This is a genomic window from Streptomyces rugosispiralis (assembly GCF_024505145.1).
Lineage (GTDB): Bacteria > Actinomycetota > Actinomycetes > Streptomycetales > Streptomycetaceae > Streptomyces > Streptomyces rugosispiralis.
The window spans coordinates 256,693-281,666 of sequence record NZ_JANIAA010000001.1; the positions used below are offsets into that span (position 1 = coordinate 256,693).

Consider the following 24,974-nt stretch of genomic DNA (forward strand, 5'->3'; position numbering starts at 1 on the left):
TGGGCTCCGCCGCCACGCCACGCGCCGCGCCCGCCGACCGGGCCGGACGCGAGGCACTCCGCGCGCCGCCGCACGCCTGAACCGACCACAGGGAGAGACCCCCATGTCCCGCACGCTCCACCTCGCGCTGCACCCGTACGGCGTCGGCGGCCCGGGCCAGCACGGACTGTGGAAGGATCCGCGGGTCGCGAAGAACGCGAGCATCGACATCAACTACTACATCCGGCAGGCCAAGGCGGCCGAACACGCCCTCTTCGACGCCCTGTTCATCGTCGACAGCCAGTTCATCGACGCCACCTACCCGGCCCACTACCTCAACCGGCTGGAGCCGCTGACCCTGCTGTCGGCGGTCGCCACCCACACCCGGCACGTCGGGCTGGTCGGCACGGCCAGCTCGACGTACAACTCGCCCTTCAACCTGGCCCGGCGGTTCGCCTCCCTCGACCACATCAGCGGTGGCCGCGCCGGCTGGAACGTCGTGACCAGCTTCGACACGGGAGCCTCCCGGAACTTCGGGCTCGAAGAACACCTCGACTACACCACCCGCTACCGCCGCGCCCTGGAATTCGTGCGGGTCGCCCGCGGCCTGTGGGACTCCTACGAGGACGACGCGTTCCCCGCCGACGTCGAGCGCGACCTGTTCCTCGACCCGGCCAAACTGCACCGACTCGACCATGAGGGCGAGCACTTCAAGGTGGCGGGTCCGCTCAACCTCTCGCGCTCGCCCCAGGGACAGCCGGTGATCTTCCAGGCCGGAGTCTCCGAAGAGGGCCGCGACCTCGCCGCGCGGGTCGCCGAGGGCATCTACGCGCCGGGCGGCTCGCTGGAGCAGGCGCGGGAGTACTACGCCGACATCAAGCGCCGCACCGCCGCCCACGGGCGCGATCCCGAGCGCATCAAGATCTTCATCCATGGCGGGCCGGTCGTCGCCGCGACCGACGAAGCGGCCCGGCGCCGGGAGCGGGAGATCTTCGAGGAGGACGACGACTTCGACCGCAACCTCGCGCTTCTCGGCCGTTCCTTCGGCGCCTACGACTTCGGCGCACACGATCTGGACGCGCCGTTCCCGGACGTGGCGCACCTCGCCGAGAAGGGCGGCCGGACCGGCGCCGCCAAGATCATCGCCCGCGCCACGGCGGAGCACCTGACGTTGCGCCAGGTGGCCGAGTCCATCGGCGAGTTCCGGCGCGCCCCGTTCGTCGGTGCGCCGGAGACGGTCGCCGACACCATCGAGCGGTGGTTCTCCGCCGGCGCCTTCGACGGCATCAACCTCGCCTTCCGCACCGACGACGACCTCGGCCTCTTCGTCGACGGCGTCGTCCCGATCCTCCAGAGGCGCGGGCTGTACCGCACCGAGTACCGGGCCGACACCCTGCGCGGCAATCTCGGGCTGCCGGTCCCCGTCAACCGCTGGACATCCGCCGAAGCGCGAGCCTGATGTGCCCGGCTACTCCATTGTGCCCGGCTACTCCTTGACCGCCCCCGAGTTCGCCCCCTGCACGAAGTAGCGCTGGAAGCAGAAGAACAGCGCCGCCACCGGCAGGGTCGCCAGCAGGGCCGCCGCCAGCTTCAGCGGGTACTGCGTACCGCCGCCCAGTCCGCCCGAGACAAACCGCGCGAGCCCGGTCGTCAGCGTCTCGTACTGGCCGGACTGCGTGGCCACCAGGAAGTGGGTGAACTCGTTCCAGGAGCCCTGGAACGACAGGATCGTCAGGGTGATCAGCGCGGGCCGGGCCATCGGCAGCACCACCGACCAGAAGGTCCGGATCACCCCGGCGCCGTCCACCCGCGCGGCCTCCTCGACCTCCCGGGGGATGGACTCGAAGAATTGCTTCATGATGAAGATCCCGGCCGCGTCCACCATCAGCGGAAGGATCATGCCGGTGTAGGTGTCGAACAGCCCGAACGTGTTCAGCACCAGGAACTTCGGGATCAGCAGCGCCACCCCGGGCACCGCCATCACCCCGACGACGAAGCCGAACAGCAGCGAGCGGCCCCGGAAACGCAGCCGAGCCAGCGCGTACCCCGCCATCGAGTCGAACAGCACCCGCCCGGCGGTGACCAGGACCGCGACCAGGGTCGAGTTGCCCAGCCAGCGCAGGAACGGCACCCCGTCCCCGGCCTGGCTCAGCCCGAACAGCCGCTGGTAGGCGGCGGTCGTCGGGGTGGTGGGCACCAGTCCGAGCGGATGCGCCGCCGCATCCGGGTCCGTCTTGAACCCGGTCACCAACTGGAGCGCGAACGGCAGCAGGTACAGCAGTGCGGCCCCCACCACCAGCGCGTATCCCAGCGCCCGCAGCGGCAGCGGGAACCGGCCGAGCACCGGGCGGCCCGCGTCCCTGGCCCTGGCCTCGGGGGCAGCCGTGGCCGTGGCGTTCATCGATTCCTCCCGGGGCGGGGACCGCGCTCCCGCAGCGCCCAGCGCTGCAGGGCGGTGATGAGCAGGATCAGCACGAGCAGGATGAAGGCGATGGCCGCGCCCTGCCCGAAGTCGGCGTCGTCGAAGGCCGTCGAGTACGACAGGAAGGCCGGCGTCAGCGTCGTGTTGCCCGGGGCGCCCTGGCCCATCACATACACCTGGTCGAAGACCTGCCAGGTGGCGATCGTCCCCAGGGTGAGGACGAGGAAGAGCACCGGCCGCAGTGCGGGCAGCGTGATGTGGCGCAGCATCTGGCGGCGGTTCACGCCCTCGATGGCGGCCGCCTCCTCCAGCTCGCGCGGGATGTCCTGGAGGGCCGCGAGGAAGATCAGCATGAAGGTACCGGAGGTCGTCCACACGGCCAGCAGAATGATCGTGCACATCGCGACGGACGGACCGGACAGCCACTCGTACCAGGAAAGGCCCATGAAGGAGTGGTCGGCCAGCACACCCGGGGGGTGGTCGGGGTCGACGATCCCCAGGCCGCCGAGCAGCGTCGAGAGCACCCCGCGCGAGTCGGCGAACCAGTTCGGGCCCTTCACCCCGATCCAGGACAGCAGCGTGTTGACGGCACCGCTGCCCTGGAAGAGAAAGAGGAAGACGGTGGAGACCGCGATCGAGCTGGTGACCGACGGGAAGAAGAACGTGGTGCGCAGGGCGCCCCGGGCGCGCAGCAGCCGCTGGTTGACGATCAGCGCGAGCACCAGCGCGAGCCCGGTCTGCAGCGGCACGGTCAGCGCCACGTAGTAGACGTTGTTGCGCAGCGAGGTCGCGAAGAGGGTGCGGTCGAGGCCGTCCTCGGTGAGCAGCGTCCGGTAGTTGTCCAGGCCCACGAACTTCGCCTGCCCGGTGAACGGGTTGGACTGCCCGTCCCAGTCCAGCAGGCTGACCCACAGGGCCATCAGGATCGGCAGCACCAGGAACAGGCCGAGGATCAGCACCATGGGGCTGACGAACAGCCAGCCCCAGGCGCCTTCGCCGCGGCGGCGCCCCGCGGGCGGGGTGTTTGGGGTGCGGGGCGCCGCCTTGGGGCCGGACCCGCCGGGCGCGTCAGGTGCGCCCGGCGAACCGGCCGTACGGGGGTCCCCGCCGGCGGCCCCGGGGGCCGGGCGGGGACCGGACGACGCGCCACGCGGGAGGTGGCGCGCCGTGCGGTGGGTGGTGCGGAAGGGCATGACGGCTCAGTCGCCCTTCGCCATGGTCTGTTCGCCGTTGCGCTGCAGGTCGGCGAGGATCTTCTTCGGGTCCGTGGTGCGCAGCGACTGGAGTTCGGTGTTGAACTGGCTGAGCACCTTGTCGAACCCGGCGACGGTCACCGGGCCCTGCGCGTAGGCGTTGGCGTCGACCCAGGCCTTGGCGTCCGGTTCCTGCTTCGCGTACTCGGCGAGGGCGCTGGTGCGCGAGGGCATCACCCCGAATCCCTCCGCGAACTTCAGCTGCCGCTCACCGGAGCTGAGGTACTTCACCAGGTCCACGGCCGCCGACCGGTGGGCGCTCTCGGCGGCCACGCCCCAGCAGTTGCTGAAGGCGAGCGTGGCCTTTCCGGCCGGTCCCGCGGGCAGCGGGACCACCTTGTACGGCACATCCGGGTAGTCGAGCTTCATGCCGCCGGTCAGCCAGTTGCCCTCGATGGTCATGGCGGCCTTGCCCTTGCCGAGGGCCTCGCCGCCCCAGCTGGTGTCGACCTGCTTGGCGTACTTCAGCGAGCCGGACCGCAGCAGTGACCTCACAAAGCCGAGCCCCTCGGCGTTCTTCGCGCTGTCGGCGGTCATCTTCGTCTGCTTCGCGTCGGTGATCCATCCGCCCGCCTGCTTCATGAAGACGCCGAGCCGCTGGTACTCGTCGCTGGTGACCAGGCCGGTGACGCCGTCGCCGGTGAGTTTCCCGGCGACCTTCCTCAGCTCGTCCCAGGAGGTGGGGTAGTCCTTCTCGGTCAGCCCCGCCTTCTTCCACAGATCGGTGTTGATGGCGAGGGCGAGGGTGGAGGTGTCCTTGGGCAGGCACACCAGCTTCCCGTCGTAGGTGAAGGCGGTGCGCAGCGGCTCGGCGAAGTCGTCCGCGTCCTTGACCTTGTCGCCGTACGGGTAGAGGGAACCGCCCTTGGCGTAGTTCGCGAACTGGTCGGAGTTGACGTAGAAGACGTCCGGCGGCCGGTGCCCGGCGAAGGACTGGGCCAGCTGCTGGTTCATGTCCTTGGCGGCCTCGACGGTCACCTTGTTGCCGGACCGCTTCTCGTACGCGGCCGCGGCCTCCTTGACCGCCTTGGTCTCGGCGTCGCCCGAAGTGGCTATCAGGACCTTCAGATGCTGTTTGGCGCCGGTGTCCTGCTGGGTTTCCTTGTCGCCGCCGAAGCTCGACGAGCAACCGGTGGCGGCCAGGAGCGCCGCGCAGGTGACGAGGGCGGCCGTGGCCGTGCGGGGGGCCATGATTCCTCCGTGGATTAGGGATGGTACGTGCGGCTCGAGGGGGGTGGAGGAGAGGTGATGTCCGGGGCGCGGCGCCTCACGGCGCCGGCGACAGGGAGCGACGGTGCGTCAGGGCGCCGGTGTGTCGGAACCGGGCGCCGGGGCGCTGTCGCGGATGACGAGGGAGGGCTCCAGCAGGACGCGCTCCGGTGGCGCGGCCGGGTCGGCCATCCGGGCCAGCAGCAGCCGTACGCACTCCCTGCCGACCGCCTCCAGCGGCTGGGCGACCGTGGACAGGGAGGGCGAGAGGATCCCGGCGATCGGCGAGTCGTCGAAGCCGACCACGGCGACGTCCCGGCCCGGGACGGCGTTCCGCTCGCGCAGCGCGTGATAGCAGCCGAGCGCCAGCATGTCGCTGGCCGCGACCACGGCCGTGGCACCCGCGTCCAGTAGCGGCTTCACGGCGATCCGGGCCGCCTCGACGTCCCCGGCGCTCTCCGCGCGCCGTCCGCGCGTCGGGAGCCCGTGCCGGCGCATGGCCCGCTGCCAGCCCCCGGCACGGTCGTCACCGACGCCGGAGCCGCGCGGCCAGCCCAGGAAGGCGATCCTGCGGTGCCCGAGGGCGACCAGATGCTCCACGGCGGCGTCGGTGCCCGAGGCGCCGTCGACGTCGGCCCAATCACCGATCTGCCGCCCCGACCACATCCGGCCGAAGCCGACGAACGGTACGCCCCGCTTGGCCAGCCACGCCTGGCGCGGGTCCTGGCGGGCGGTGTTGCTGAGCACGAAGCCGTCGACCTCGTGCCGGCCGAGCAGTTCCTCGTACCCTTCCAGGCTCGGGCCGCCGGGCGGGCAGGCGAAGAGCAGCATCCGGTAGCCGGCCTCGTCGGCGGCCTGCGACAGGGCGTGCAGAAAGCGGTCCATGACCGGGGCCGTGTCGCCGCCCGGAGTGGGCTGGATGCCGTAGCCGATCAGCTTGCTGGAGCGGGTGCGCAGGGTCTGCGCGGCGCGGCTCGGGCGGTAGCCCATCTCGTCGATCGCTCCGCGGACTCGCTCCAGGGTCTCGGGGCGCAGCAGCTCCGGCGAGTTGATCGCGTTGGACACGGTCTGCGGGGAGACACCGGCCCGGCGGGCGACCATGGCGAGGGTCACCGGGCTGCCCTTGGGCGAGGGACTGCTGGTGGAGCGGGGCATACGGGTCTCCGGCGTACGAGGGTCTGAAGCCTGGTCCTACAAAGTTGATTTGAGCGTTCCAAAAGCATTGTCAGCGCTCTGAAGAGGCCGTTAGTGTCTTTGGATCGATCTAATGCTGAGAGGTTCTACTCCTTTGGACACCACTGTCAAGACCCAGGACACCAACGAAACGGTCACTACCCCCACTTCGGTGGCCGCGAACTTGCAGCCGTTCCTGCACGACGCGGTCGTCACGCTGTACGCGCCGAGCTTTGTGATCTCGCGCGCGGACGGGCAGCTCGACGGGGGTGCGGATGGCTTCTACCACGGTGACGGCAGGGCGCTGTCCCACCTGACCGTCGCGGTGGAGTCGATCGACCTGGCCCCGGTCGGCGGCGGACTCAGGGGGGCCGACCGGGCGGACTTCCGGGCGATCCTGCGCGGGCTCGGCGAGGCGACGCCCGACCCGGCGGTCGCCCTGGACCGCCGCCGGACCGTCGCCTCCGGGCGGTTGGAGGAGAGCTTCGAGGTCACCAACGCGGGCACCCGGCGGGTCGGTTTCCGGCTCACGGTCACGGCCGGCACGGACCTCGCCCTGATGGAGCGGGTGAAGTCGGGCCACGTCCTGGACCCGGTGCCGGCGCGGGCCGAAGACTCGGAAGGCGCCGAGGGCGGCGATCTGGTGTGGTCCCGCGACGGGTTCACGGTACGCCTGGTCAGCGAGCCCGCGCCGGACGCCCTGGAGGCGCCGGAGGGCCGGCTGTCGTACGACGTGGAACTGGACCCCGGCGCTTCATGGACGGCGACGCTGCGCTGCACGGCGGCGTACGCGGACGGCGACCAGTTCCCGGCCGCCCCGGCGGACGCCGTGCCGTGGCGCGGCCCGGCCCTGCGCAGCGCGGACCGGCGCTTCGACCAGTGGCTGGACCAGTCGGTGGCCGACGCGGACCGGCTGCGCCTGATGGACCCCCGGTCCACGGAGGGGCGCGCGGACGGCGCGAACAGGCCGGATCAGTTCCTGGCCGCCGGGGCCCCGTGGTTTCTGACCCTCTTCGGCCGTGACTCGTTGTGGGCCGCCCGCATGCTGCTCCCGCTCGGCACCGAGCTCGCGGCCGGTACGCTGCGCACGCTCGCCCGCCGCCAGGGGGCGGTGGCCGACCCCGCCACGGAGGAGCAGCCGGGGAAGATCCTGCACGAAGTGCGGCGCTCCACCCAGAACTTCACCGACACCTTCGCCGTCCCGCCGGTGTACTACGGCACGGTCGACGCGACCCCCCTGTGGATCACCCTGCTCCATGACGCCTGGCGCTGGGGTCTGGCCCCCGAGCAGGTGGAACAGCTGCTGCCGCACACCGAGTCGGCGCTCGCGTGGATACGCGACCAGGCGGCCGCGGCCGACGACGGCTTTCTCAGGTACGTCGACCGGACCGGCCGGGGCCTGGCCAATCAGGGCTGGAAGGACTCCGGCGACGCCATCCGCCATCGCGACGGCCGGCTCGCCGACCCCCCGATCGCGCTGTGCGAGGTGCAGGCGTACGCCTACGAGGCGGCGCGGGGCGGCGCGGCGCTGCTGCGCGCTTTCGGGCGGCCGGGCGCGGACGCGTGGGAGGAATGGGCGGAGGCGCTCGCCACCCGCTTCCGGAAGAGCTTCTGGGTGGCGGACGCCCAGGGCCCGTACCCGGCGGTCGCGCTGGACCGCGACGGCCGGCCGGTGGACTCGGTCACCTCGGGCTTCGGCCACCTCCTCGGGACGGGCCTGCTCAACCAGGAGGAGAGCGCGGCGCTCGCGGCCCGGCTGACCGGCCCCGACCTCGACTCCGGCCACGGTCTGCGCACCCTGAGCAGCGACTCGGTGGGCTTCAACCCGTACGGCTACCACATTGGTTCCATCTGGCCGCACGACACCGCGATCGCGGTGCACGGCCTGGTCAGGGCCGGCTTCCCGGACGCGGCGGCGCCGCTGGCGGCGGGCCTGCTGACGGCGTCGGCGGGGTTCGCCGGACGCCTGCCCGAGCTGTTCGCAGGCCACGGCGGAGCGGCGGGCCCGCACCCGGCCCCCTACCCCGCGTCCTGCCGCCCCCAGGCATGGGCGGCCGCCTCCTCGGTCCAGGTGCTGCGCTCGGTCCTCGGTCTGGAGGCGGACGTCCCGGGCGGCACGGTCACGGTGGCCCCCGCCTTCGCCGGGGCGTACGCCCCGCTGACGGTGACGGGGCTCCAGGTCGGCGGGGCCCGGCTGGACATCACACTGGCGGCGGACGGAGCGGTGAACGTGACGGCGCCGGAGGGGCTGACGGTGGTCTCGGCCTGACGCGACGCCCCCCGGTGCCCGGCGGCGGCTCCGCCCATGGGACACCCGGCCACACCCTCGACCGTCCCGGTGTGTGTACCGCACATTGGCCTCACCACCAATGTGTATGAACACTTGCCTCCGACGTTCCGCGAGCCGCATCACAGACGAGGGATGCGGCTCGCTCACGAGGGGAGAGCCGCGATGACCTTCAGGCCCATCGACAGTCACCACGTCCTGAGCCGCCGATCCACGCTCACCGCAGCGGGGATCGCGGCCGTGAGCGCTCTCGGCGTGCATGGCGCGGAGGCCCGGCCGAGGCACCCGAGCGCGTCCAGCCGCTCGGGCCTCGCGCCGGGCGCCGAGCCGATCGCCGAGAACCTGCTCGACACCACCCCGGAGAACCAGGCCGCGACCTATCGGCACGTCGACCGCCAACGGCTCGCGATCCGTGCCATCCACACGGACCCGGCCCGAACCACCCCGCTCCCGCACAACGGAACGTCGCTGGGCGACGTGCGCTACGTCTACAAGGGGACCAGGCGCACCGTCCGGCGCTTCGTCTCCGAGAACCGGATCGCCGGTCTCCTGGTGCTCAAGGACGGCGCCATCGCCCACGAGCAGTACGCGATGGGCAACACCGAGACGACGCGGTGGACGTCGATGTCCATTGCCAAGTCCGTCACCGCCACCTTGATCGGCGCGGCCCTGGCCGACGGCGCGATCGGCGGACTCGACGACCCGGTCCTGCGGTACGTCCCCGAGCTGAAGGGCAGCGCCTACCGGGACAACACGATCCGGCAGCTCCTCCAGATGAGCTCGGGCGTCAAATGGATCGAGGCCGGCGCGAACGATCCCTATGGCGACAACGACATCGCCCGCATGTTCAAAGGGATATACGGCAAACAGCGGGGCGCGGTCATGGAACTCATGCGGACCCGCCCGCGGGCAGCGGCACCCGGCAGCGTCTTCAACTACTCCACCGGCGAGGCCTACGTGCTCTCGGCCGTCGTCGCCAACGCGACGGGGAAGACCGCGAGCCACTACCTGTCGGAGAAGATCTGGCGCCCCCTGGGCATGGAAGCCGACGCGTACTGGATACTCGACGCGCCCGGGGGCCGGGAGATGGGCGGAAGCTGCATCCAGGCGACACTGCGCGACTACGGCCGCTTCGGGCAGTCCATCCTGACCGGCGGCGACGGAGTGGTGCCGAGGGGATGGCGGGACCGGGCCGGCCGGCCCGAATCGAGGATCACCGACTACGGCCGCCTGTACGAGGGATCCCCGTACGGCTACGGCTACCTGTGGTGGGCCATCCCGCCCGGGGTCGCCGGTGCGCGTGGCCCCGTCCCGACCTTCGTAGGGCTCGGACACGGCGGGCAGAAGCTCTACATCAACCCCGCGGAGGGCGTCGTCACCGTGGTATGGAGCGCTCTGCGGCCCGGGGTCGACGTGGACCCGGAGCTGTTCGCACTACTCGACTCCGTGGTCCACGCCCTGCGCTGAGCCCGAGATCTCACCCCCGCTCACGGGGCGGTGTGCAGCGGCACGGCCCATTCCACGACGGTGCCGCTCGGCTCGTTCGGGCGGAGGGAGAACGAGCCGCCCAGTTCCTCGGCGCGTCGCCGGAGGTTGGCCAGGCCGCTTCGGCGGGTGACGGCCGAGTCGATGCCGTGGCCGTTGTCCGCCACTTTCAGCCGCAGCGCCGTGTCGGTGACCTCCACGCCGACGTCGACGGCGGTGGCCTGGGCGTGCCGGGCCGCGTTGGACAGGGCCTCGCCGGCCACGGCGAGCATATGCTCGGCGTGACCGGCGGGGACGTTGGTGTCCAGCAGGCCGGTCATGCGCAGCGCGGGCGCGAAGCCCAGGGCTTCGGCGGCCCTCTCCATGGCCGCCACCAGCCGGGCTCGCAGCCCTTCGCTCCGGGCCCGGTCCTGCTCGCCGAGCGAGTAGATGGTGGAGCGGATGACCTTGATGGTGTCGTCCAGGTCGTCGACCACCCGCTGGATCCGCGCGCCCACCTGCGGCCGGTCGGCGAGGCGGCCGAGCGTGGATTGCAAGGTCAGCGCCCCGGCGAATAATCGCTGGATGACGAGGTCGTGCAGATCGCGGGCGATCCGGTCACGGTCGTTGAGGACCAGCATGCGATCGGCGTCCTGCCGGTGCTCCGCGACCTCGAGCGCCAGCGCCGCCTGATTGCCGTACCCGATCACCGTGTCGATGACGGCGTCGGTGAAGACCGCGCCGCCCGGTACGTTGGCCACCTGCAGCACCCCCCGTACATGGTCGCGGGTACCGAGGGGGACGAGGAAGGCGGGGCCCAGCTCCACGATCGCGGCGCTGCCACCGGTGGCGCGCGGATCGGCGCTGACCGCGTCGCTGGTGATGGTCTCCCCGGAGGCGAAGACCTTCGCCGCCAGCGTGGCGGCGCCCAGTACCAGACCGCGCGCGTCCTCCGCACGGGTTCCGGAGGCGGCCTCGATGACCAGCTCGCCGCTGTCGCCGACCGGGACGGCCAGGGTGACCAGGTAGGCGCCGGCCATCTCGCGCAGGGTGTCGGTGAAGGACTCCAGCACCGCGGCGGGTTCGGTACCGGACAGCAGGCTACGGGTCAGCTCGTTGCTCGCCGCCAGCCACCGCTGCCGGCGGCGGGCGTCGTCGTACAGCCGGGCGTTGTCGATCGCCACTCCGGCCGCCGCGGCCAGGGTGCGCAGCACCGCCTCGTCGTCGGCGTCGAACTCCGCGGCGCCCTGTTTGTCGGTCAGGTACAGGTTGCCGAAGACCTGCTCGCGCACCTTGATCGGGGCGCCGAGGAAGCTGGTCATCGGCGGATGCCCGGACGGGAAACCCACAGAAGAGGGATGCCGCGCCAGATCGGCCAGGCGCAGCGGCTCCGGGTGACGGATCAGCAGCCCCAGGATGCCCTCGCCGCGCGGGTAGTGACCCATTTCCGCGATGGTCTCCTCGTCGACGCCGACGGTGAGGAACTGCTTGATCGTGCCTTCCTCGGCCAGCACGCCGAGCGCCCCGTACTTCGCGTCGACCAGGCTGACGGCCGACTCCACGATGCGCTGCAGCACCACCTCCAGCTCCAAGTCGGAACCGATCGCCAGCACCGCGTCCAGCAGCGTATGGATGCGGTCGCGTGCCGCCCGAACCTGCGCCACCTGCTGCTGCAGACCCTCCAGCAGCTCATCCAGACGCAGCTGGGGCAAGGCCCCGGACACCGCGGTTTCGCAGGGCTTTTGGCCGCACTCGTCCACCACAGCTGCTCCCCTTTTCCGTCGCGCCGACCGACACCAGGATGCCCGAGACACGGACCCGGATCGACGGCGCCCCGAGGAGCAGCTCGGCAGCGCACATGCGGTTACGGCGCCGGGCGCGTGCCGTCGGCCGGTCGACGGTGCCGGGGCGGAGTGCGCATGGGGTGCGGGAACCCGGCGGGTGACCGCGTGGCGCGGACAGGGCGGTGGCGAGCAGGACGACACCGGCGAACCGACGGCGAGCACCCGGGCCGGTTCCGTCGCGCGGTTCGGCCGTGGGGCCCGTGCGCGACGTTCCGGCGCTGTCGGCGGAACGCTCGTGCGCCGCTCACCTGGTCCTCCGTAGGGGATTGGCGCGCGGTGTGCGTCCGGCCGCCCGGGAGTCAGGGCAGACGTGGCGAGCGGCCGGACGGTGACCGGTCCGGCCCGTGCGCGGCGCCCGCCACGGGGGACGGCGATGGAGACAGCCGAACGGGCGCTCGATGCGGTCGTACACGGGATACCTCCGGATCGGTCGGCAACCAGCTTCCGGCATCGGGCGGTCCCGGCGCGGCGGCCGATGAGCCCTTGGAGGTGGGCCAAGGGTCCCCTCTGCCAAGTCCATTGGGAGCCGGGCCGGTTGGGGTCGGCCGCCGCCCGGGTAGGAGATGCCGGCGGTCCAGCCGGGGCGGTCAGAGGCAAGCCTCCCCGTTCCGCGGCGGTCGGCGGCCGGGCCGAGCGGCCCTCGGGCGCCGCCCACTCGGCCCTGACCACCGCTCCGGAGAGAGCCGAAGCGGCTCCCGGACAGGGACGTTCGGCCCCGGGCTCGGAGCGGGGCCGACGCCTAGCGTTCATGCCCATGGAGAACGACAAGACTGCGCGCCCCTCGCGACGGCGCACGGCCGGGGGCCGGCCCCCGGCCACCCGCAGGCTCGTGGCGGGCGGCGGCCAGGACGGCCCGATCCGCGACACCGAGGGAGGCCGTGCGTGAGCCCGCTGCCCGCGACCGTGTCCGCCATGGTGCGCACCCGTTTGCGCGCCGCGGTCCGTCGTCCGTCGCGTCCGTCGCGTCCGTCGCCCCAGGAGACCGAGGACCGGGCGCGCCCCATGAGCCGGGCCCGCCCGCGGCGGGCGGGCCGACGCATCGGCCGGCTGCTGGCCCTGACCGGAGCCGTCGGCTGGCTCGCCTCCTTCCAGCTCGCGGTGGACGACTGGCGGCTGCTGAAGGACCCGGCCTATCAGCCGCCGTGCGACATCAGCCCGATCGTCAGCTGCGGCAGCGTCATGTCCAGCCCGGAGGGCAGCGTCTTCGGGTTCCCCAACATGCTGCTCGGCCTCGGCGCCTTCGCCGCGGTCGCCGTCCTCGGAGTGGCCGTGCTCACCGGGGCCCGTCTGCACCGGATGCTGTGGCTGGCCCTGAACACCGGCGCCCTCGCCGGTGTGGTGTTCGCGCACTGGCTGATCTACCAGTCACTGTTCGGGCTCGGCAGGCTCTGCCCCTACTGCGCCGTGGTCTGGGCCGTCACCATCGCCCTGTTCTGGTACGTCACGCTGCACAACCTCGGGCGGGGAGTCATCCCCGTACCGGCGGCCGGCCGGGGCGCCCTCGATCTGGTCCTGGAGACCCACTGGCTGCTCCTGGCCGGCTGGTACGGCGTGATCGCCGTCCTCGTGCTCACCCGCTTCTGGTCCTCCTGGAGCAGCCTGCTGTGAACGAGCGCGAGGCCCCACGGACCGACGGGTCCGTGGGGCCAGCTTTCCTGCCGCCCGGCGACCGGGCGCCTCAGCCCTCGCCGTGGGCCAGCCACAGGTCGGGGCCGAAGACCTCGTAGCGGATGTGGCGCGCGGGGACACCGGCCCGGAGCAGTTGGGCCCGGACGGCGCGCATGAAGGGGAGCGAGCCGCACAGGTACACGTCGGCGTCGGCGGGCAGGTCCAGGCCGTCGAGGTCCATCAGGCCCGTGCGCGCCCCGGCTTCCCCGGCCGCGTCCCGTTCGTACCAGAACTCCGCTCGCGCGTAGGGCAGTTGGGCCACGAGACGGCGGGTGTCGGCGCGCAGGGCGTGGTCGGCCGGGGCGTGGTCGGCGTGCAGGACACGGACCGGACGGGCCGAGGCGGTGGCGGCGAGGTGTTCGAGCATGGCGACCATGGGGGTGCAGCCGATACCGGCGGACACCAGCACGAGCGGGGTGTCGGTGTCATCGAGGACGATGTCTCCGAACGGGGCCGACAGGGTGAGTTCGCCGCCGGCCCGCACGGTGCGGTGCAACTGGTTGGACACCTCGCCCTCGGGGGCGCCGGCCACGCTCGCCACGCGCTTGACGGTGATGCGCCGCAGCCGGTCGCCGGGGGCGTTGGACACGCTGTACTGGCGGGTCTGGTGGATTCCGTCGGGCATGAGCACCCGGACGCTGACGTACTGACCGGCGCGGGCGGCGGGCAGCGGGCCGTCATCGGCCGGGCGCAGCAGGAAGGAGGCCACGTCCGGGGTCTCCTCGCGCCGCTCCACGACGGTCCACCGCCGCCACGGGTGCCGCGGATCGACCTGGGCCTCCTGGTAGAGGCGGGTCTCCTGGGCTATGAGGGCATCGGCCATCAGCCAGTACACCTCGTCCCAGGCGGAGGCCACCTCCGCGGTGACGGCATCGCCCAGCACCTCGCCGATGGCGCGGAACAGGTATTTGTGGACGATCGTGTACTGGTCCTCGGTGACGCCGAGTGCGGCATGCTTATGGGCGATCCGGGACAGCAGGGCGCCGGGACGGGTGCCGGGCTCGGCCAGCAGCGCCTGGGCGAAGACCGCGATCGACCCCGCCAGGGCCTTGCGCTGCTCGCCGCTGGCCTGGTTGCCGCGGTTGAACAGCCCGTCCAGCAGCTCGGGCTGCTCGGCGAACATGGTGCCGTAGAAGCGCTCCGTGATCTCGTCCAGTGCCTCGCCGACCATGGGCAGCGTGGTGCGAATGACAGCGGCCGATTGAAGCGAAATCATGGCTCTCCTCTGTGCGGGCACGTAGGGGGACGGCGCTCACCGCCACGGCCGGGTCCGTCGTGCGGATCGCACCGGTACATCGATCGTGCCGGTGGCCCGGTGTTCCCGAGTAGGGCCGAACTTCCTTGCCGCCAGGGCCCGTCGGGCCGATTGGCTCTGAGATTCGACCGTTCGCGGGCGGGCCGGTGGAAACCGGGGCGACGCCGGTTTCCCCCTCCGCAAGGACCGACCGGCCCTTTCCCCGTTCCGCTCGGCTCTGGCGCGCCGCGCCCGAGCCCGGAGACGATCAAGCGGACCAGTGGGTGGTGAGGAGAAAGGACGGTCGAGGATGATCGCTGTCGTAGGGCATCCCGATCTCAGCGCGTCGACACTCGTGCTGGTGGAGGAGGAACTGCGGGCGCGGCTGGTCGAGTTCGCACGGGCGGGGAGAGCCGGTCTGGTCCGCGCCGGAAAGGGGCTGCCGACGGCGTTCGGGCGAGCCGCCCGCAGGGCCGGGCTGGCCCTGGTGACGGTCCTGCCGTCGCGGAACGGCGTGCCCACGCAGTTGGCCGAGCTCGACCGCGGGGCCGCCGGCGAACTGCTGCTGCTGTCCGAGCAGGTGCGGCTGGTGGAGTACGACCCCGGCGACCGCGGCTCGTGCGTGACCGCGGACGAGAGCATGCTGCGCCACTGCGCCCGCGTGCTCGCGGTGTGGGACGGCTCGCCGTCCAACGGCCGGGACGTCACGGCGCATCTGGTGGCCTACGCGCGCAGTCATGGGGTCGATGTCGAGGTGATCTGGCCGCGGGGGGCCAGGCACGGGACCGTCCGCCGGGAACCGTCATGACCGTTCAGCCTCTTCCCCCTGTTCCGGGGACCCGGATGGTCGAGCTGGACCGGAAGGAATCGCTCACGCTGCTGACGGGCGTGTCCATGGGGCGGGTGGGCTTCACCCACCAGGCGCTCCCGGTGATCCGGCCGGTCAACCACCTCGTGAACGACGACGGCGACATCGTCATCCGCACCCACGCCGGTGCCGCGCTCCTGGCCACCGCGTCGGCGTCCGAGGTGGTGGTGTACGAGGCCGACCAGATCGACGAGGCCACGCACACCGGCTGGAGCGTGATGGTCACCGGCACCGCGTGCCGCGTCACGGATCCGCGGACGCTCTCCCGCTACCGCACCGAGCTGACGCCCTGGATCAACACGGAGATGGAGCACGTGGTCCGCATCCGTGCCGAGTTCGTGACCGGCTACCGGCTGGAGACGACGGGCTCGCACGAGTAGCGGCGTCACAAGTCGTCGCTCCGCGCGGGTTTCGCCGACCGCACCGGGGCGTGGCGAGGCCGAGCACGCGACGGGGCCGGGTGGCCCGCCGTACGGACCCGATGGCCCCTCGTCCGGGCCCGGCCGCTGCCAGACGCTGGAGGCGGCAGATTGCAGACCCCGTCCGGAAGGCAGATCATGAACACCCCCACCATGCTGCGCGCACTGCCCGCCGATCACCGGCGACGGCTCATGCGCCTCCCCCGGGAGGTGTCCTTCCCGCAGGGAACGCGCCTCTTCGACGAAGGTGGCCGCGCGGACCGGTTCTGGATCCTTCGCACCGGCTCGGTCGAGCTGGACACGCAGGTGCCCGGTCGGCGCACCGCCGTCATCGAGACTCTGGGCGCCAATGAACTCGTCGGCTGGTCCTGGCTGTTCGCACCGCATGTGTGGCATCTGGGCGGCACGGCGACAACACCCGTGCGGGCCTACGAATTCGACGCCACGGCTATCCGCTCCATGTGCCTGGACGACCCGGCTCTCGGCCAGGCCGTCACCCAGTGGGTCGGCGAGGTGCTCGCCCACCGGCTGCGTTGTGCCAGGACCCGGCTGCTGGACCGCTACGCCCCCTACGGCGCGGACAGCGCCGTCTGAGCGGGCGGAAGGCGGCGAAGGAGAGCGCGGAGGAGAGCGCGAGGGAGTGCGTGGAGGAAGTCCGACGAGAAGTCGTGGCGTCCACCGGCCCTGGTCTTCAGCGCCCTTCCCGCCGCTGCCGGTCCTGGGCCTGGGTGGCGATGACCGCGGCCTGGATGCGACGTTCCACGCCGAGCTTGGCCAGCAGACGGGAGATGTGGTTCTTCACCGTCTTCTCGGCCAGGTACAGCCGCTGGCCGATCTGGCGGTTGGTCAGCCCCTCGCCGATCAGGGCCAGGATCTCGCGCTCCCGTTGCGTCAGGCCGGGCAGACCGTCGGGCTCCTCCTGCCGCTGACCGTCGCGCAGCCGGGCCATCAGCCGGGTGGCGGCGCTCGGGTCGAGCAGGGACTGGCCGTCGGCCAGGGTGCGTACCGCGGAGACCAGGTCCGAGCCCTGGATCTGCTTCAGTACGTATCCGGAGGCGCCCGCCATGATCGAGTCCAGCAGGGCCTCCTCCTCGTCGAAGGAGGTCAGCATCAGGCAGACGAGCTCGGGCATGCGCGAGCGCAACTCCCGGCACACGGACACGCCGTCACCGTCGGGCAGCCGAACGTCGAGAATGGCCACCCGCGGTCGCAGCGCGGGGACGCGGACCAGGGCCTGCTCCACCGTCCCGGCCTCACCGACCACGCTGATGTCCGGCTCGTCGTCGAGCAGGTCGCGCACACCGCGCCGTACCACCTCGTGGTCGTCCAGCAGGAAGACCCGGGTGGGGTTGCCGGGGCCGGGCCGCTCGCTGTCCGCCATGGATCGCTCCCTGTAGGTTCCGCTGTCCGTCGGTGCCCGATCGCGTCGGGATCGGGCACCGAACCGAGATCCTTCTCGTATTCGGGCCGGAGGACCAGGGCCGGTCGGCCCCATTCCGCCCGCGGCGCCGCGCCGGCCGAGGTGTGGCAATGGCCGTCCGGGCCGGCGTCAGTCCGTGGCCGGGAAGCGGCGCGGCGCCAGGAACAGCAGGACCAGGAAGGCCAGCGCCGCCGCGCAGCCCGCGCCCAGGTACACGGTGCGGACGGCGTCCGAGACGGCCCGCCGGGCCGCCTCCGGCGCGGTCCCGGTGTGGAGCGCCCGGGTCACCGAATCGAGGTCGCCCATGCCCACGAGCCGCGCCGACAGCACCCCGTTGACGATCGCGCCGAAAACCGATGCGCCGATCGTCTGGCCGGTCTGGCGGCAGAAGAGAACGGAGGCGGTGGCCGTACCCCGCTCCGTCCACCCCACCGTCGACTGGACGCCGACCATGAGCGGGAGCTGGAACAGTCCGAGCGCGGCGCCCAGCACCAGCATCAGGGCCGTTGGCTGCCATGCCTGGCCCGGGTACGGCAGGAGGGGGAAGGCGAACAGGAGGAGTGTGGCCGCGCCGATGCCGAGCATCGCGGTGTTGCGGATGCCGATGCGCCGGTAGACGTGCTGGCTGAGGGACGCCGAGACGGGCCAGCTGAGCGTCCACACGGACAGGACGAATCCGGCGGCCACCGGTCCCAGGCCCAGAACCGACTGGGCGTACGTCGGGAGGAAGAGGCTGGGGGCCACCGTCAGCAGGCCCAGCGCGCCGAGGGCGAGGTTGACGGCGGCGATGGGACGGCGGCGCCACACCCAGCCCGGCATGATGGGTTCGCGGGCCCGCCGTTCGATGACGACCACGAGCGCGGCGAGCCCGAGTCCGGTGGCGAACAGGGCGAGGGACGGGACCGACAGCCATGGCCAGGCCACTCCGCCCTGGACCAGCGCGCCGAGCAGCACTCCCCCGCACGCGAAGACCGCGCACGCGCCCGCCCAGTCGATGGGCGGCCGGCCGGCCGGCCGGTGGTCGGTCTCGTGGAGGTGGCGGACGACGAGCCACAACACCACCACGCCGACCGGCAGGTTGACCAGGAAGATCCAGCGCCAGTCGGCGTACGCGGCGAGGAGGCCGCCGAGAGCCGGGCCGGCGATCGCCGACACCGCCCAGACCGAGGAGAGCCGTGCCTGGATCTTGGGTCGCTCCGCCAGGGGGTAGAGGTCGGCGGCGAGCGTCTGCACCGTGGCCTGGAGGGCACCGCCGCCGAGTCCTTGTACGACGCGGAAGGCGATCAGCGCCACCATGCTCCAGGCGGTGGCGCACAGCAGGGAGCCGAGCAGGAAAATGGCCGCGCCCACGATGAGCACTGGTTTGCGACCGAAGGTGTCCGACAACTTGCCGTAGAGGGGCAGGGAGACCGTCACGGCGAGCAGGTAGCCGGAGAACAGCCACGAGAACGCGGAGAAGCCGCTGAGGTCGCCGACGATCTGCGGAACGGCGGTGGAGACGACGGTGGAGTCGAGCGCCGCCAGCGCCATGGCCAGCATGAGGGCGACGGCGACGGCGCCCCGCTTCCGTGGCGGGGTGTGCTCCGTTCCGTTGTCACATACCGCGGGTTCGGTGCTGCCCGTCCCGGGGTCTTCTGGCGTTCGCGGGGTGAGTGGTGTCGGCCGGGTGTGGCGATGCCCGCGTCCGTCGGCCGCCCTGGTCATCGTGGAGTGCCTCCTTCATTGGCCGGGTCTGCGTTGCCATCGTTGTGACCCTCACACCAATTTAGGAAGCGAATTGATCCAATAATTCTTATTGTGAATCGTGATGAGAGTGCTTAGCATCGGAGCCCATGGTCTTTCCTCCGGAGCAAGTGCGAACATTTCTGGCCGTGGCGCAGTCGTTGAGTTTCACTCAGGCCGCGGCGGCGCTGGGTCTCGGGCAACCCACGGTGAGCCAGCACATCCGCAAGCTGGAGCAGGCGGTGGGCCGGCCGTTGCTGGTCCGGGACACTCGCAGCGTGGTGTTGACCGTCGACGGGGAAGCCATGGTCGGCTTCGCCCGTTCCATCCTCGCCGCACACGCCCAGGCGGCGGACTACTTCACCGGCACAGGGGTGCGGGGCCGGTTGCGCTTCGGGGTGACCGACGACCTCGCGTTGACCCAAGTGCCGCGGATCCTGCGGGATTTCCGGCACCTCAACCCCGGTGTCACCTTGGACCTCACCGTCTCCCAAGGGGTGCATCTGCAGCGCAGAGTGGAATCCGGCCATGTGGACGTCGCCTTCGTCAAGACCAACGCCGGAGACGGGCGAGGGCGGCTGGTGCGCCGGGACCGGCTGGTCTGGGCAGCCGCCGAGGGAACCGGCCTGCGGTGGGACGAGGAACAGCCGGTGCCGCTCATCGTGTACCAGGCGCCCAGTCCCAGCCGGGATCTGGCCGTGCAGGCGTTGGAGCAGGCGGGCATCAGGCACCGCGTGGTCTGCACGGCCCGCGGGGTCAACGCCGTCCTCGCCGCCACCCGTGCCGGGCTCGGCCTCGCGAGCTTCGTCCGCAGCCTGCTGCCGAGCGACCTGGTCGAGCTACCCGGCAGCGCCGGCCTGCCCGAACTCGGCGAACTCGACCTCGTCCTGCTCACCAACCCGCACGCCCCAGCCGAACCCGTCGAGGCGCTGACCACCGCCATCCTCGCGCACACCGACCGCATCCGCTCCATCCACGGCACCCGCCGCTGGCCGGCCGAGCCGGGGCGTGCGGGGGCCTCGGGAACAGCCCGTCCGGAGAGAACGGGATGAGCTGCCACCTTTTATACACTTGGCGTATGAATGTTGAGCTCCGGGATCTGCGCTGGTTCCTGGTCCTCGCCGAAGAGGAACACTTCTCTCGCGCCGCCGCCAGGTGCCGGGTCACCCAGCCCACGCTGACCCGTTCGCTCGCCCGGCTGGAAGCGGCGCTGGGAGTTCGCCTGGTCGACCGCACCACCCGGAGTGTGAGCCTGACCGAAGCCGGGCACCGCCTCCATGCCGAAATGGGCTCACTCCTCCCGCAGGTGGACTCCGCCCTGCGCTCGTTGAGCTCCCAGCGGACACTGCGCCTGGGCTTCACCTGGCTGCTGCCCAGCGGCCTGGCGCGGCACCTCATCACCGAATTCGAGCAGGCCACCGGGGGAAGGGTCGAACTCGTACGCAGGGACGAGCGCACGGCCGGCGTCGCCACCGGACACACCGACGCCGCGGTCCTCCACGGCACACCCCCGTCCGGCGATCGCCTGCGCGTCGTCGAGCTCGGCGCCGAGGACCGCGTGGCGGCCGTCGGCCTCCGCCACCCGCTCGCTCGCCGCAGGCGTCTGCGCTGGGCGGAACTCGCCGACCACGCCCTCGTGGTCAACAAGCTCAGCGGCACCGTCGACCCCGCCATGTGGCCGGCCGGGGCACGGCCCGAGGTGGCCGTCACCTGCCGCACGTACGACGAATGGATCGAGATGGTCGCGGCCGACCGGGGCGTCGGAGTCCTCCCGGAATCCGCACGCGCCCACCCACACCCCGACGTCCGCTACATCGCCATCGCCGACGCGCCGCCCGTACCCCTGGTCCTCGTCCGCCCCACCCGCGCTCCCCACCCCCTCACCGACCAACTGGAGCGCATCACCCTCGCCGCCGCCGGACGCCCCGGCCGGCCCTGATGAGGGGGGGGACCCGGGCCGGGCCCACCGGGAGCCGGTCCGGATCAGGCGGGTTCCGCGAACACCGGTACGGGGCGGATCGTCACCCGCACCGGTGATCCGGGAGAGAGGCGGGCGGCTTCCGCCTTCGGGATCTGGGCGAGCACCGGGTCCTGGTCCGGGAGCTGGATCCGCACCCGGCACAGCGATCCGAGGAAACTCACGGAGAGGACCCGCCCGATCGGTGCGCCGTGCCCCTGGTCCTGGTCCGGCACCGGATCCACGGTTACGGATTCCGGGCGTACGAACGCCCTGACAGGCCCCTCGAAGGCGCTTCCGGGGAGCAGCGGCAGCCGAGTGCCCAGCAGGCCCAACTCTCCCGATCGGGCCCTTCCGCGCAGGGGGTTGCTGAGGCCGACGAACTCGGCGACGAACGCGGTGCGCGGCCGGTCGTACAGATCGCCGGGCCGGGCTATCTGCTCCAGCCGGCCGGCGTGGAGGACGCCCACCCGGTCGGCGACCGCGAGCGCCTCCTCCTGGTCGTGGGTCACGAACAGCGTGGTGATGCCGACGTCGAGCTGAATACGCCGGATCTCGTCCCGCAGTTGGGCGCGCACCTTGGCGTCCAGCGCCGACAGCGGCTCGTCCAGAAGCAGCACCTCGGGCTGGACGGCCAGGGCGCGGGCCAGGGCCACGCGCTGCTGTTGCCCTCCGGAGAGCTGGTGCGGATAGTGGACCGCGTGGCTGGCCAGCCCGACGAGTTCCAGGAGTTCCTCGGCACGGCGGCGCCGTGTCCGGGTGCCGACACCGCGCAGCCGCAGACCGTAGGCGACGTTGTCGCGTGCGGTCATGGTGGGGAAGAGGCTGTACGCCTGAAACACCATCCCCATGCCGCGACGGTTCGAGCTCAGCCGGGTGATGTCCTGGCCGCCGACGAGGATCCGCCCGGAGTCCAGCTCGTCGAGACCGGCGAGTGCGCGCAGCGCGGTGGTCTTTCCGCAGCCGGAGGGGCCGAGAAGGGCGACGAACTCACCGGCCGCGACGTCCAGGGACAGGCCGTCCAGTGCGCGCACCTTGCCGAAGGAACGGTGCAGGCCGACCAGCTGGACCGCTGCCCCCGGCCGCTCGGCGAGCCGATCGGTGGGCGAGGAGTCCGCGATGTCGGTGGTCACGGTGTGGGTCCTTCCTCGGTGGCGTCCGCGGCGACGGTTCCGGGACGACGCGAAGCCACCTGGGCGAGTGCGTACAGCAGGACGAAGGCGAAGAGGAGGGCCGCGGCCGACACGGCGACGGACACGGCGGCATCGCGCTTGCCCAGCAGATTGATCACGACCTGCAAGGTGTCGAAGTTCAGCAGCGAGGCGACGGTGAACTCGCCGAGCACCAGCGCCACGGAGATGATCGACGCCGAGATCACCGCGCCGCGGATGTTGGGCAGGACGATGTTCACCAGTACCCGGGGCCAGCTCGCTCCCAGGCTGCGTGCCGCTTCGGCGAGCGTCACGATGTCGGCACTGCCGAGCCCCCCGTCGATGGCGCGGTGGGCGTAGGGCAGTACCAAGATGACGTAGACGAAGGTGAGGGTGAGCGGGGAGTCCCCGAGCAGGTAATTCACCCACAGGTAGATGGGGCCGATACCGACGACGAGTACGATCGCGGGGATGGTCAGCGGCAGCAGGCAGGCGAATTCCACGAGCCGTCTCATCCGCGGCACTCGCAGATGCACCCAGGTCATCGTGGGCACCAACAGGATGAGCGTAGCCACTACCGTGAGTGCGGAGAGCTCGAGCGACATGGTGATGGCACCGAGGAGATCCGCGTTGGAACCGATCTCCCTCCAGGCGTCGAGTGAGCGGCCCGTCGCCGTGCCCCGCGTGGAGAACTCGGCCATGGCGAGCAGCGGCAGCAGCAGATAGCCGCCGATCACGATGAGCACCGCCCAGCGCAGCGCCGACACCGGTGATGGCCGCGCCCTGCGTGACCTGGCCGACGGCCGTGGGGGGCGCGTACGCCCGTCGGGTACGGAGGTGTTCACCGCAGCCATGTCGCCGCCTTCCGTTGCACCAGCGCGTACAGCGACATGACCACCGCCACCACCACGATCATGCCCAGGGCCAGTGCCTTGCCCGCACCTCCCCGGCCCAGGGCGACCTCGCTGGTCAGGAAGTTGCCGATCTGCAGCGGCACGATCGGGCTGCCCTGGCTGACCAGGGCGGCGGCCGTCGCGTAGGAGGAGAAGGCGTTGGCGAAGAGCAGCAGGGCCGCGCCGAAGAAGCTCGGCGCGAGCGCCGGGCCGGCGACGTAACGCCAATAGGCCCAGGTGGATCCGCCGAGGCTCATCGATGCCTCGCGCCATTCCGGCCGGAGGTTGTCGACGGCGGGCAGGAAGACGATGAGCATGAGCGGGATCTGGAAGTAGGTGTAGACGACGACCAGCCCGGTGAGACCGTAGAGCCAGGTGCCGCCGGAGAGGACGTTCACCCCCAGGTGGTCGTGGAGGAACAGGGTGACGACGCCGTTGAAGCCGAAGGTGGCGAGGAAGGCGAAGGCGAGCATGACGCCACCGAACTGTGCGAGAACGCCGCACGAGGCGACCGTGACGCGGCGCAGCAGGCCGTCGGGCCTGCTCTCGGCCACCGCCCAGGCGAGCAGCGCGCCCAGCACGGAGCCCGCCAGCGCGGTGGTGGCCGAGACTTCGATGGAGCGGACGAAGCCGTGGAGATAGTCGCTGGTCGTGACGGTTCGGACGTTGCGCAGGGTGGGCCGTCCCCTGTCGTCCTGGAACGCGCCGATGAGCACCAGGTACGTCGGCCAGAGCAGGAAGACCGCCAGGTAGCCGAAGAACGGCAGCAGCCCGAGATGGGGCAGCAGCCATGGGAGGCGCCGGCGACGGGCACCGGGTGATGCCGGACCGAGCGGCGGCGTGACCGCTTCAGGGGGCGCTTCGGTGCTCAATTGACGGCCTTTCGCCAGTGGGTCTGGAGGTAGTCCTGGCCGGCCTTCAGCTCGGGCTCGGTGAGGACCACCGGCGTCCCGGACGCCTTCGGCAGCTTGGCGAAGGCGGCTTTGTCGATCGTGCCGTTCCGGCGCATGACGTCACTCAGCACGGGCCGCGCGTACCCCCGCAGCCAGGTGTTCTGGCCTTCGGCGGAGTAGAGGTACTCCTGCCAGAGCCGGGCCGCCGCGGGGTGCGGGGCGTCTTTGTTGATCGCCTGAAAGTAGTAGGCCCCCACGACCGCGTGCTCCGGTATCGCCGCCTTCCAGTCGACCTTGCCTTTCAGTGCGGCGGTCTGTGCGACGTTGAGGTAGTCCCAGTCCAGGACGACGGGTGTCTGCCCGGAAGCGATCGTCGCCGGAGTGGGGTCGACCGGGATGAGATTTCCCCTGGCCTTGAGTTTCCGGAAGAACTCCACGCCGGGCGCCAGATCGTCCGCCGATCCGCCGTTCGCGACCGAGGCCGCGGCGACTCCGTGGAAGCCGGCGGATGCCTGGGTCGGGTCGCCGTTGAGCGCGACCTTGCCCTTGTAGGCGGGCCCCAGCAGGTCGTTCATCGTCACGGGGGCGGGGACCTTGGAGGCGTCGTAGCCGATGGAGAGGTAGCCGGTGTAGTCGCTGGTCCAGCGCCCCTTGGGGTCCTTGAGGCGGTCCGGGACGTCCTTCCAGGCAGCCGTCCGGTACGGAGCGAACAGTGCGGTGTTGGCCAGTGCCACATTGCTGCCGAGGTCGAAGACGTCGGGTGCGCGGTTCTGGCCCTTCAGTTGCCTGGCCGCGTTGATCTGGTCCTGGCTGCTGGCGTCGGGCTGGGTGGAGTGGACCTTGACACCGTACTTCGCCTCGAAGCCCGCGATCATGCCGCCATAGTCGGCCCAGTCCGGCGGAAGGGCGATGACGTTCAGTGTCCCCTCCTTCTCGGCCGCGGCGACGAGCTCGGCCAAACCCCCGAGGTCGGCGGCGGACTCGGCCCTCGCCGCGGGTCCGGCCGCGTCCGTACGGGAGGTGCCGGGTGGCGGTGGGGGCGGGCCGCAGGCGGTGGCGAACAGCAGGGTGAGACCGGCGCCGACGGCGACCAACGTTCTCCTTGTGCGCACGGGATG

General features: G+C 71.6%; 22 protein-coding genes. 10 read left to right on the forward strand and 12 right to left on the reverse strand.

The annotated features are described in order from the left end of the window. The first annotated feature begins 103 nt into the window (after positions 1-103). The gene (locus tag NP777_RS01080; RefSeq protein WP_256648064.1) at positions 104-1,438 is read left to right on the forward strand and encodes an NtaA/DmoA family FMN-dependent monooxygenase; all 1,335 of its coding nucleotides are present in this window, start codon (positions 104-106) and stop codon (positions 1,436-1,438) included. A gap of 27 nt (positions 1,439-1,465) precedes the next feature. On the opposite strand, the gene NP777_RS01085 is transcribed toward NP777_RS01080, so the two are convergent. The 4 genes from NP777_RS01085 to NP777_RS01100 all read right to left on the reverse strand — a co-directional run bounded on the left by NP777_RS01085 (position 1,466) and on the right by NP777_RS01100 (position 6,018). Beyond that, entirely contained in the window at positions 1,466-2,380 is a 915-nt protein-coding gene (locus NP777_RS01085; protein WP_256648065.1) for a carbohydrate ABC transporter permease, read from the reverse strand. Further along, a complete protein-coding gene (locus NP777_RS01090) occupies positions 2,377-3,363 on the reverse strand; it encodes a carbohydrate ABC transporter permease (RefSeq protein ID WP_391858450.1) in 987 nt (328 codons plus the stop codon). Before NP777_RS01090 ends, NP777_RS01085 begins: the two co-directional genes overlap by 4 nt. A gap of 237 nt (positions 3,364-3,600) precedes the next feature. Then, positions 3,601-4,845, reverse strand: a complete 1,245-nt coding sequence (locus NP777_RS01095) for a sugar ABC transporter substrate-binding protein (protein WP_256648067.1) — start codon at positions 4,843-4,845, stop codon at positions 3,601-3,603. Positions 4,846-4,953: 108 nt separating this feature from the next. Then, positions 4,954-6,018 (reverse strand): LacI family DNA-binding transcriptional regulator, encoded by a 1,065-nt coding sequence (locus NP777_RS01100; RefSeq protein WP_256648068.1) that lies wholly within the window; start codon positions 6,016-6,018, stop codon positions 4,954-4,956. Between the two features lie 133 nt (positions 6,019-6,151). Here NP777_RS01100 and NP777_RS01105 point away from each other — a divergent pair, with 133 nt between their 5' ends. Both NP777_RS01105 and NP777_RS01110 read left to right on the forward strand, forming a co-directional pair. Continuing rightward, on the forward strand, positions 6,152-8,305 hold the full coding sequence (locus NP777_RS01105; RefSeq protein ID WP_256648069.1) for an amylo-alpha-1,6-glucosidase: 2,154 nt from the start codon (positions 6,152-6,154) through the stop codon (positions 8,303-8,305). 183 nt (positions 8,306-8,488) lie between these two features. Continuing rightward, positions 8,489-9,790, forward strand: coding sequence for a serine hydrolase domain-containing protein (locus NP777_RS01110; protein WP_256648070.1), 1,302 nt, complete (start codon positions 8,489-8,491; stop codon positions 9,788-9,790). Between the two features lie 20 nt (positions 9,791-9,810). Here NP777_RS01110 and NP777_RS01115 read toward each other — a convergent pair whose 3' ends face one another. Next, positions 9,811-11,490, reverse strand: a complete 1,680-nt coding sequence (locus NP777_RS01115; RefSeq protein WP_305889263.1) for a sensor histidine kinase — start codon at positions 11,488-11,490, stop codon at positions 9,811-9,813. A gap of 895 nt (positions 11,491-12,385) precedes the next feature. On the opposite strand from NP777_RS01115, the gene NP777_RS01120 reads away from it, so the two are divergent. Together NP777_RS01120 and NP777_RS01125 are read left to right on the forward strand one after the other, a co-directional pair. Further along, the gene (locus NP777_RS01120) at positions 12,386-12,517 is read left to right on the forward strand and encodes a hypothetical protein (RefSeq protein ID WP_256648072.1); all 132 of its coding nucleotides are present in this window, start codon (positions 12,386-12,388) and stop codon (positions 12,515-12,517) included. Then, positions 12,514-13,239 carry a vitamin K epoxide reductase family protein gene (locus NP777_RS01125; RefSeq protein WP_256648073.1) on the forward strand — a complete coding sequence of 242 codons (726 nt, stop codon included), beginning with the start codon at positions 12,514-12,516 and terminating at the stop codon, positions 13,237-13,239. Before NP777_RS01120 ends, NP777_RS01125 begins: the two co-directional genes overlap by 4 nt. 70 nt (positions 13,240-13,309) lie before the next feature. Here NP777_RS01125 and NP777_RS01130 read toward each other — a convergent pair whose 3' ends face one another. Further along, entirely contained in the window at positions 13,310-14,515 is a 1,206-nt protein-coding gene (locus NP777_RS01130; RefSeq protein ID WP_256648074.1) for a globin domain-containing protein, read from the reverse strand. Between the two features lie 328 nt (positions 14,516-14,843). Between NP777_RS01130 and NP777_RS01135 the strand changes: the two genes are divergently transcribed. The 3 genes from NP777_RS01135 to NP777_RS01145 all read left to right on the forward strand — a co-directional run bounded on the left by NP777_RS01135 (position 14,844) and on the right by NP777_RS01145 (position 16,414). Then, entirely contained in the window at positions 14,844-15,341 is a 498-nt protein-coding gene (locus tag NP777_RS01135; RefSeq protein ID WP_256648075.1) for a hypothetical protein, read from the forward strand. Beyond that, positions 15,338-15,781, forward strand: a complete 444-nt coding sequence (locus NP777_RS01140; RefSeq protein WP_256648076.1) for a pyridoxamine 5'-phosphate oxidase family protein — start codon at positions 15,338-15,340, stop codon at positions 15,779-15,781. The genes NP777_RS01135 and NP777_RS01140 overlap by 4 nt, the downstream gene beginning before the upstream one ends. Before the next feature lie 177 nt (positions 15,782-15,958). Next, the gene (locus tag NP777_RS01145) at positions 15,959-16,414 is read left to right on the forward strand and encodes a cyclic nucleotide-binding domain-containing protein (RefSeq protein ID WP_256648077.1); all 456 of its coding nucleotides are present in this window, start codon (positions 15,959-15,961) and stop codon (positions 16,412-16,414) included. 97 nt (positions 16,415-16,511) lie between these two features. On the opposite strand, the gene NP777_RS01150 is transcribed toward NP777_RS01145, so the two are convergent. Both NP777_RS01150 and NP777_RS01155 read right to left on the reverse strand, forming a co-directional pair. Next, positions 16,512-17,201, reverse strand: a complete 690-nt coding sequence (locus NP777_RS01150) for a response regulator (protein WP_256648078.1) — start codon at positions 17,199-17,201, stop codon at positions 16,512-16,514. Between the two features lie 168 nt (positions 17,202-17,369). Beyond that, positions 17,370-18,944, reverse strand: coding sequence for an MFS transporter (locus NP777_RS01155; RefSeq protein ID WP_256648079.1), 1,575 nt, complete (start codon positions 18,942-18,944; stop codon positions 17,370-17,372). A gap of 128 nt (positions 18,945-19,072) precedes the next feature. Between NP777_RS01155 and NP777_RS01160 the strand changes: the two genes are divergently transcribed. After that, positions 19,073-20,014, forward strand: a complete 942-nt coding sequence (locus NP777_RS01160) for a LysR substrate-binding domain-containing protein (protein WP_256648080.1) — start codon at positions 19,073-19,075, stop codon at positions 20,012-20,014. A 26-nt stretch (positions 20,015-20,040) separates the two neighbouring features. Further along, positions 20,041-20,901, forward strand: a complete 861-nt coding sequence (locus tag NP777_RS01165) for a LysR family transcriptional regulator (protein ID WP_256648081.1) — start codon at positions 20,041-20,043, stop codon at positions 20,899-20,901. Between the two features lie 44 nt (positions 20,902-20,945). On the opposite strand, the gene NP777_RS01170 is transcribed toward NP777_RS01165, so the two are convergent. The 4 genes from NP777_RS01170 to NP777_RS01185 are packed head-to-tail and all read right to left on the reverse strand — an operon-like array spanning position 20,946 to position 24,968. Next, positions 20,946-22,052 (reverse strand): ABC transporter ATP-binding protein, encoded by a 1,107-nt coding sequence (locus NP777_RS01170; protein WP_256648082.1) that lies wholly within the window; start codon positions 22,050-22,052, stop codon positions 20,946-20,948. After that, positions 22,049-22,924 (reverse strand): ABC transporter permease, encoded by an 876-nt coding sequence (locus tag NP777_RS01175; protein ID WP_256648083.1) that lies wholly within the window; start codon positions 22,922-22,924, stop codon positions 22,049-22,051. The genes NP777_RS01170 and NP777_RS01175 overlap by 4 nt, the downstream gene beginning before the upstream one ends. After that, on the reverse strand, positions 22,912-23,835 hold the full coding sequence (locus NP777_RS01180; RefSeq protein ID WP_256648084.1) for an ABC transporter permease: 924 nt from the start codon (positions 23,833-23,835) through the stop codon (positions 22,912-22,914). Before NP777_RS01180 ends, NP777_RS01175 begins: the two co-directional genes overlap by 13 nt. Beyond that, positions 23,832-24,968, reverse strand: a complete 1,137-nt coding sequence (locus NP777_RS01185) for an ABC transporter substrate-binding protein (RefSeq protein ID WP_256648085.1) — start codon at positions 24,966-24,968, stop codon at positions 23,832-23,834. Before NP777_RS01185 ends, NP777_RS01180 begins: the two co-directional genes overlap by 4 nt. Between the last annotated feature and the right edge of the window lie 6 nt (positions 24,969-24,974).

What these genes read in the sequence shown, in the direction of transcription:
- NP777_RS01095 (WP_256648067.1), bottom strand. Translation starts at nt 4,845, where the DNA reads ATGGCCCCCCGCACGGCCACGGCCGCCCTCGTCACCTGCGCGGCGCTC.
- NP777_RS01160 (WP_256648080.1), top strand. Translation starts at nt 19,073, where the DNA reads ATGGTCTTTCCTCCGGAGCAAGTGCGAACATTTCTGGCCGTGGCGCAG.
- NP777_RS01130 (WP_256648074.1), bottom strand. Translation starts at nt 14,515, where the DNA reads ATGATTTCGCTTCAATCGGCCGCTGTCATTCGCACCACGCTGCCCATG.
- NP777_RS01085 (WP_256648065.1), bottom strand. Translation starts at nt 2,380, where the DNA reads ATGAACGCCACGGCCACGGCTGCCCCCGAGGCCAGGGCCAGGGACGCG.
- NP777_RS01090 (WP_391858450.1), bottom strand. Translation starts at nt 3,363, where the DNA reads ATGGTGCTGATCCTCGGCCTGTTCCTGGTGCTGCCGATCCTGATGGCC.
- NP777_RS01120 (WP_256648072.1), top strand. Translation starts at nt 12,386, where the DNA reads ATGGAGAACGACAAGACTGCGCGCCCCTCGCGACGGCGCACGGCCGGG.
- NP777_RS01100 (WP_256648068.1), bottom strand. Translation starts at nt 6,018, where the DNA reads ATGCCCCGCTCCACCAGCAGTCCCTCGCCCAAGGGCAGCCCGGTGACC.
- NP777_RS01135 (WP_256648075.1), top strand. Translation starts at nt 14,844, where the DNA reads ATGATCGCTGTCGTAGGGCATCCCGATCTCAGCGCGTCGACACTCGTG.
- NP777_RS01140 (WP_256648076.1), top strand. Translation starts at nt 15,338, where the DNA reads ATGACCGTTCAGCCTCTTCCCCCTGTTCCGGGGACCCGGATGGTCGAG.
- NP777_RS01165 (WP_256648081.1), top strand. Translation starts at nt 20,041, where the DNA reads ATGAATGTTGAGCTCCGGGATCTGCGCTGGTTCCTGGTCCTCGCCGAA.
- NP777_RS01145 (WP_256648077.1), top strand. Translation starts at nt 15,959, where the DNA reads ATGAACACCCCCACCATGCTGCGCGCACTGCCCGCCGATCACCGGCGA.
- NP777_RS01155 (WP_256648079.1), bottom strand. Translation starts at nt 18,944, where the DNA reads ATGACCAGGGCGGCCGACGGACGCGGGCATCGCCACACCCGGCCGACA.
- NP777_RS01175 (WP_256648083.1), bottom strand. Translation starts at nt 22,924, where the DNA reads ATGGCTGCGGTGAACACCTCCGTACCCGACGGGCGTACGCGCCCCCCA.
- NP777_RS01110 (WP_256648070.1), top strand. Translation starts at nt 8,489, where the DNA reads ATGACCTTCAGGCCCATCGACAGTCACCACGTCCTGAGCCGCCGATCC.
- NP777_RS01150 (WP_256648078.1), bottom strand. Translation starts at nt 17,201, where the DNA reads ATGGCGGACAGCGAGCGGCCCGGCCCCGGCAACCCCACCCGGGTCTTC.
- NP777_RS01080 (WP_256648064.1), top strand. Translation starts at nt 104, where the DNA reads ATGTCCCGCACGCTCCACCTCGCGCTGCACCCGTACGGCGTCGGCGGC.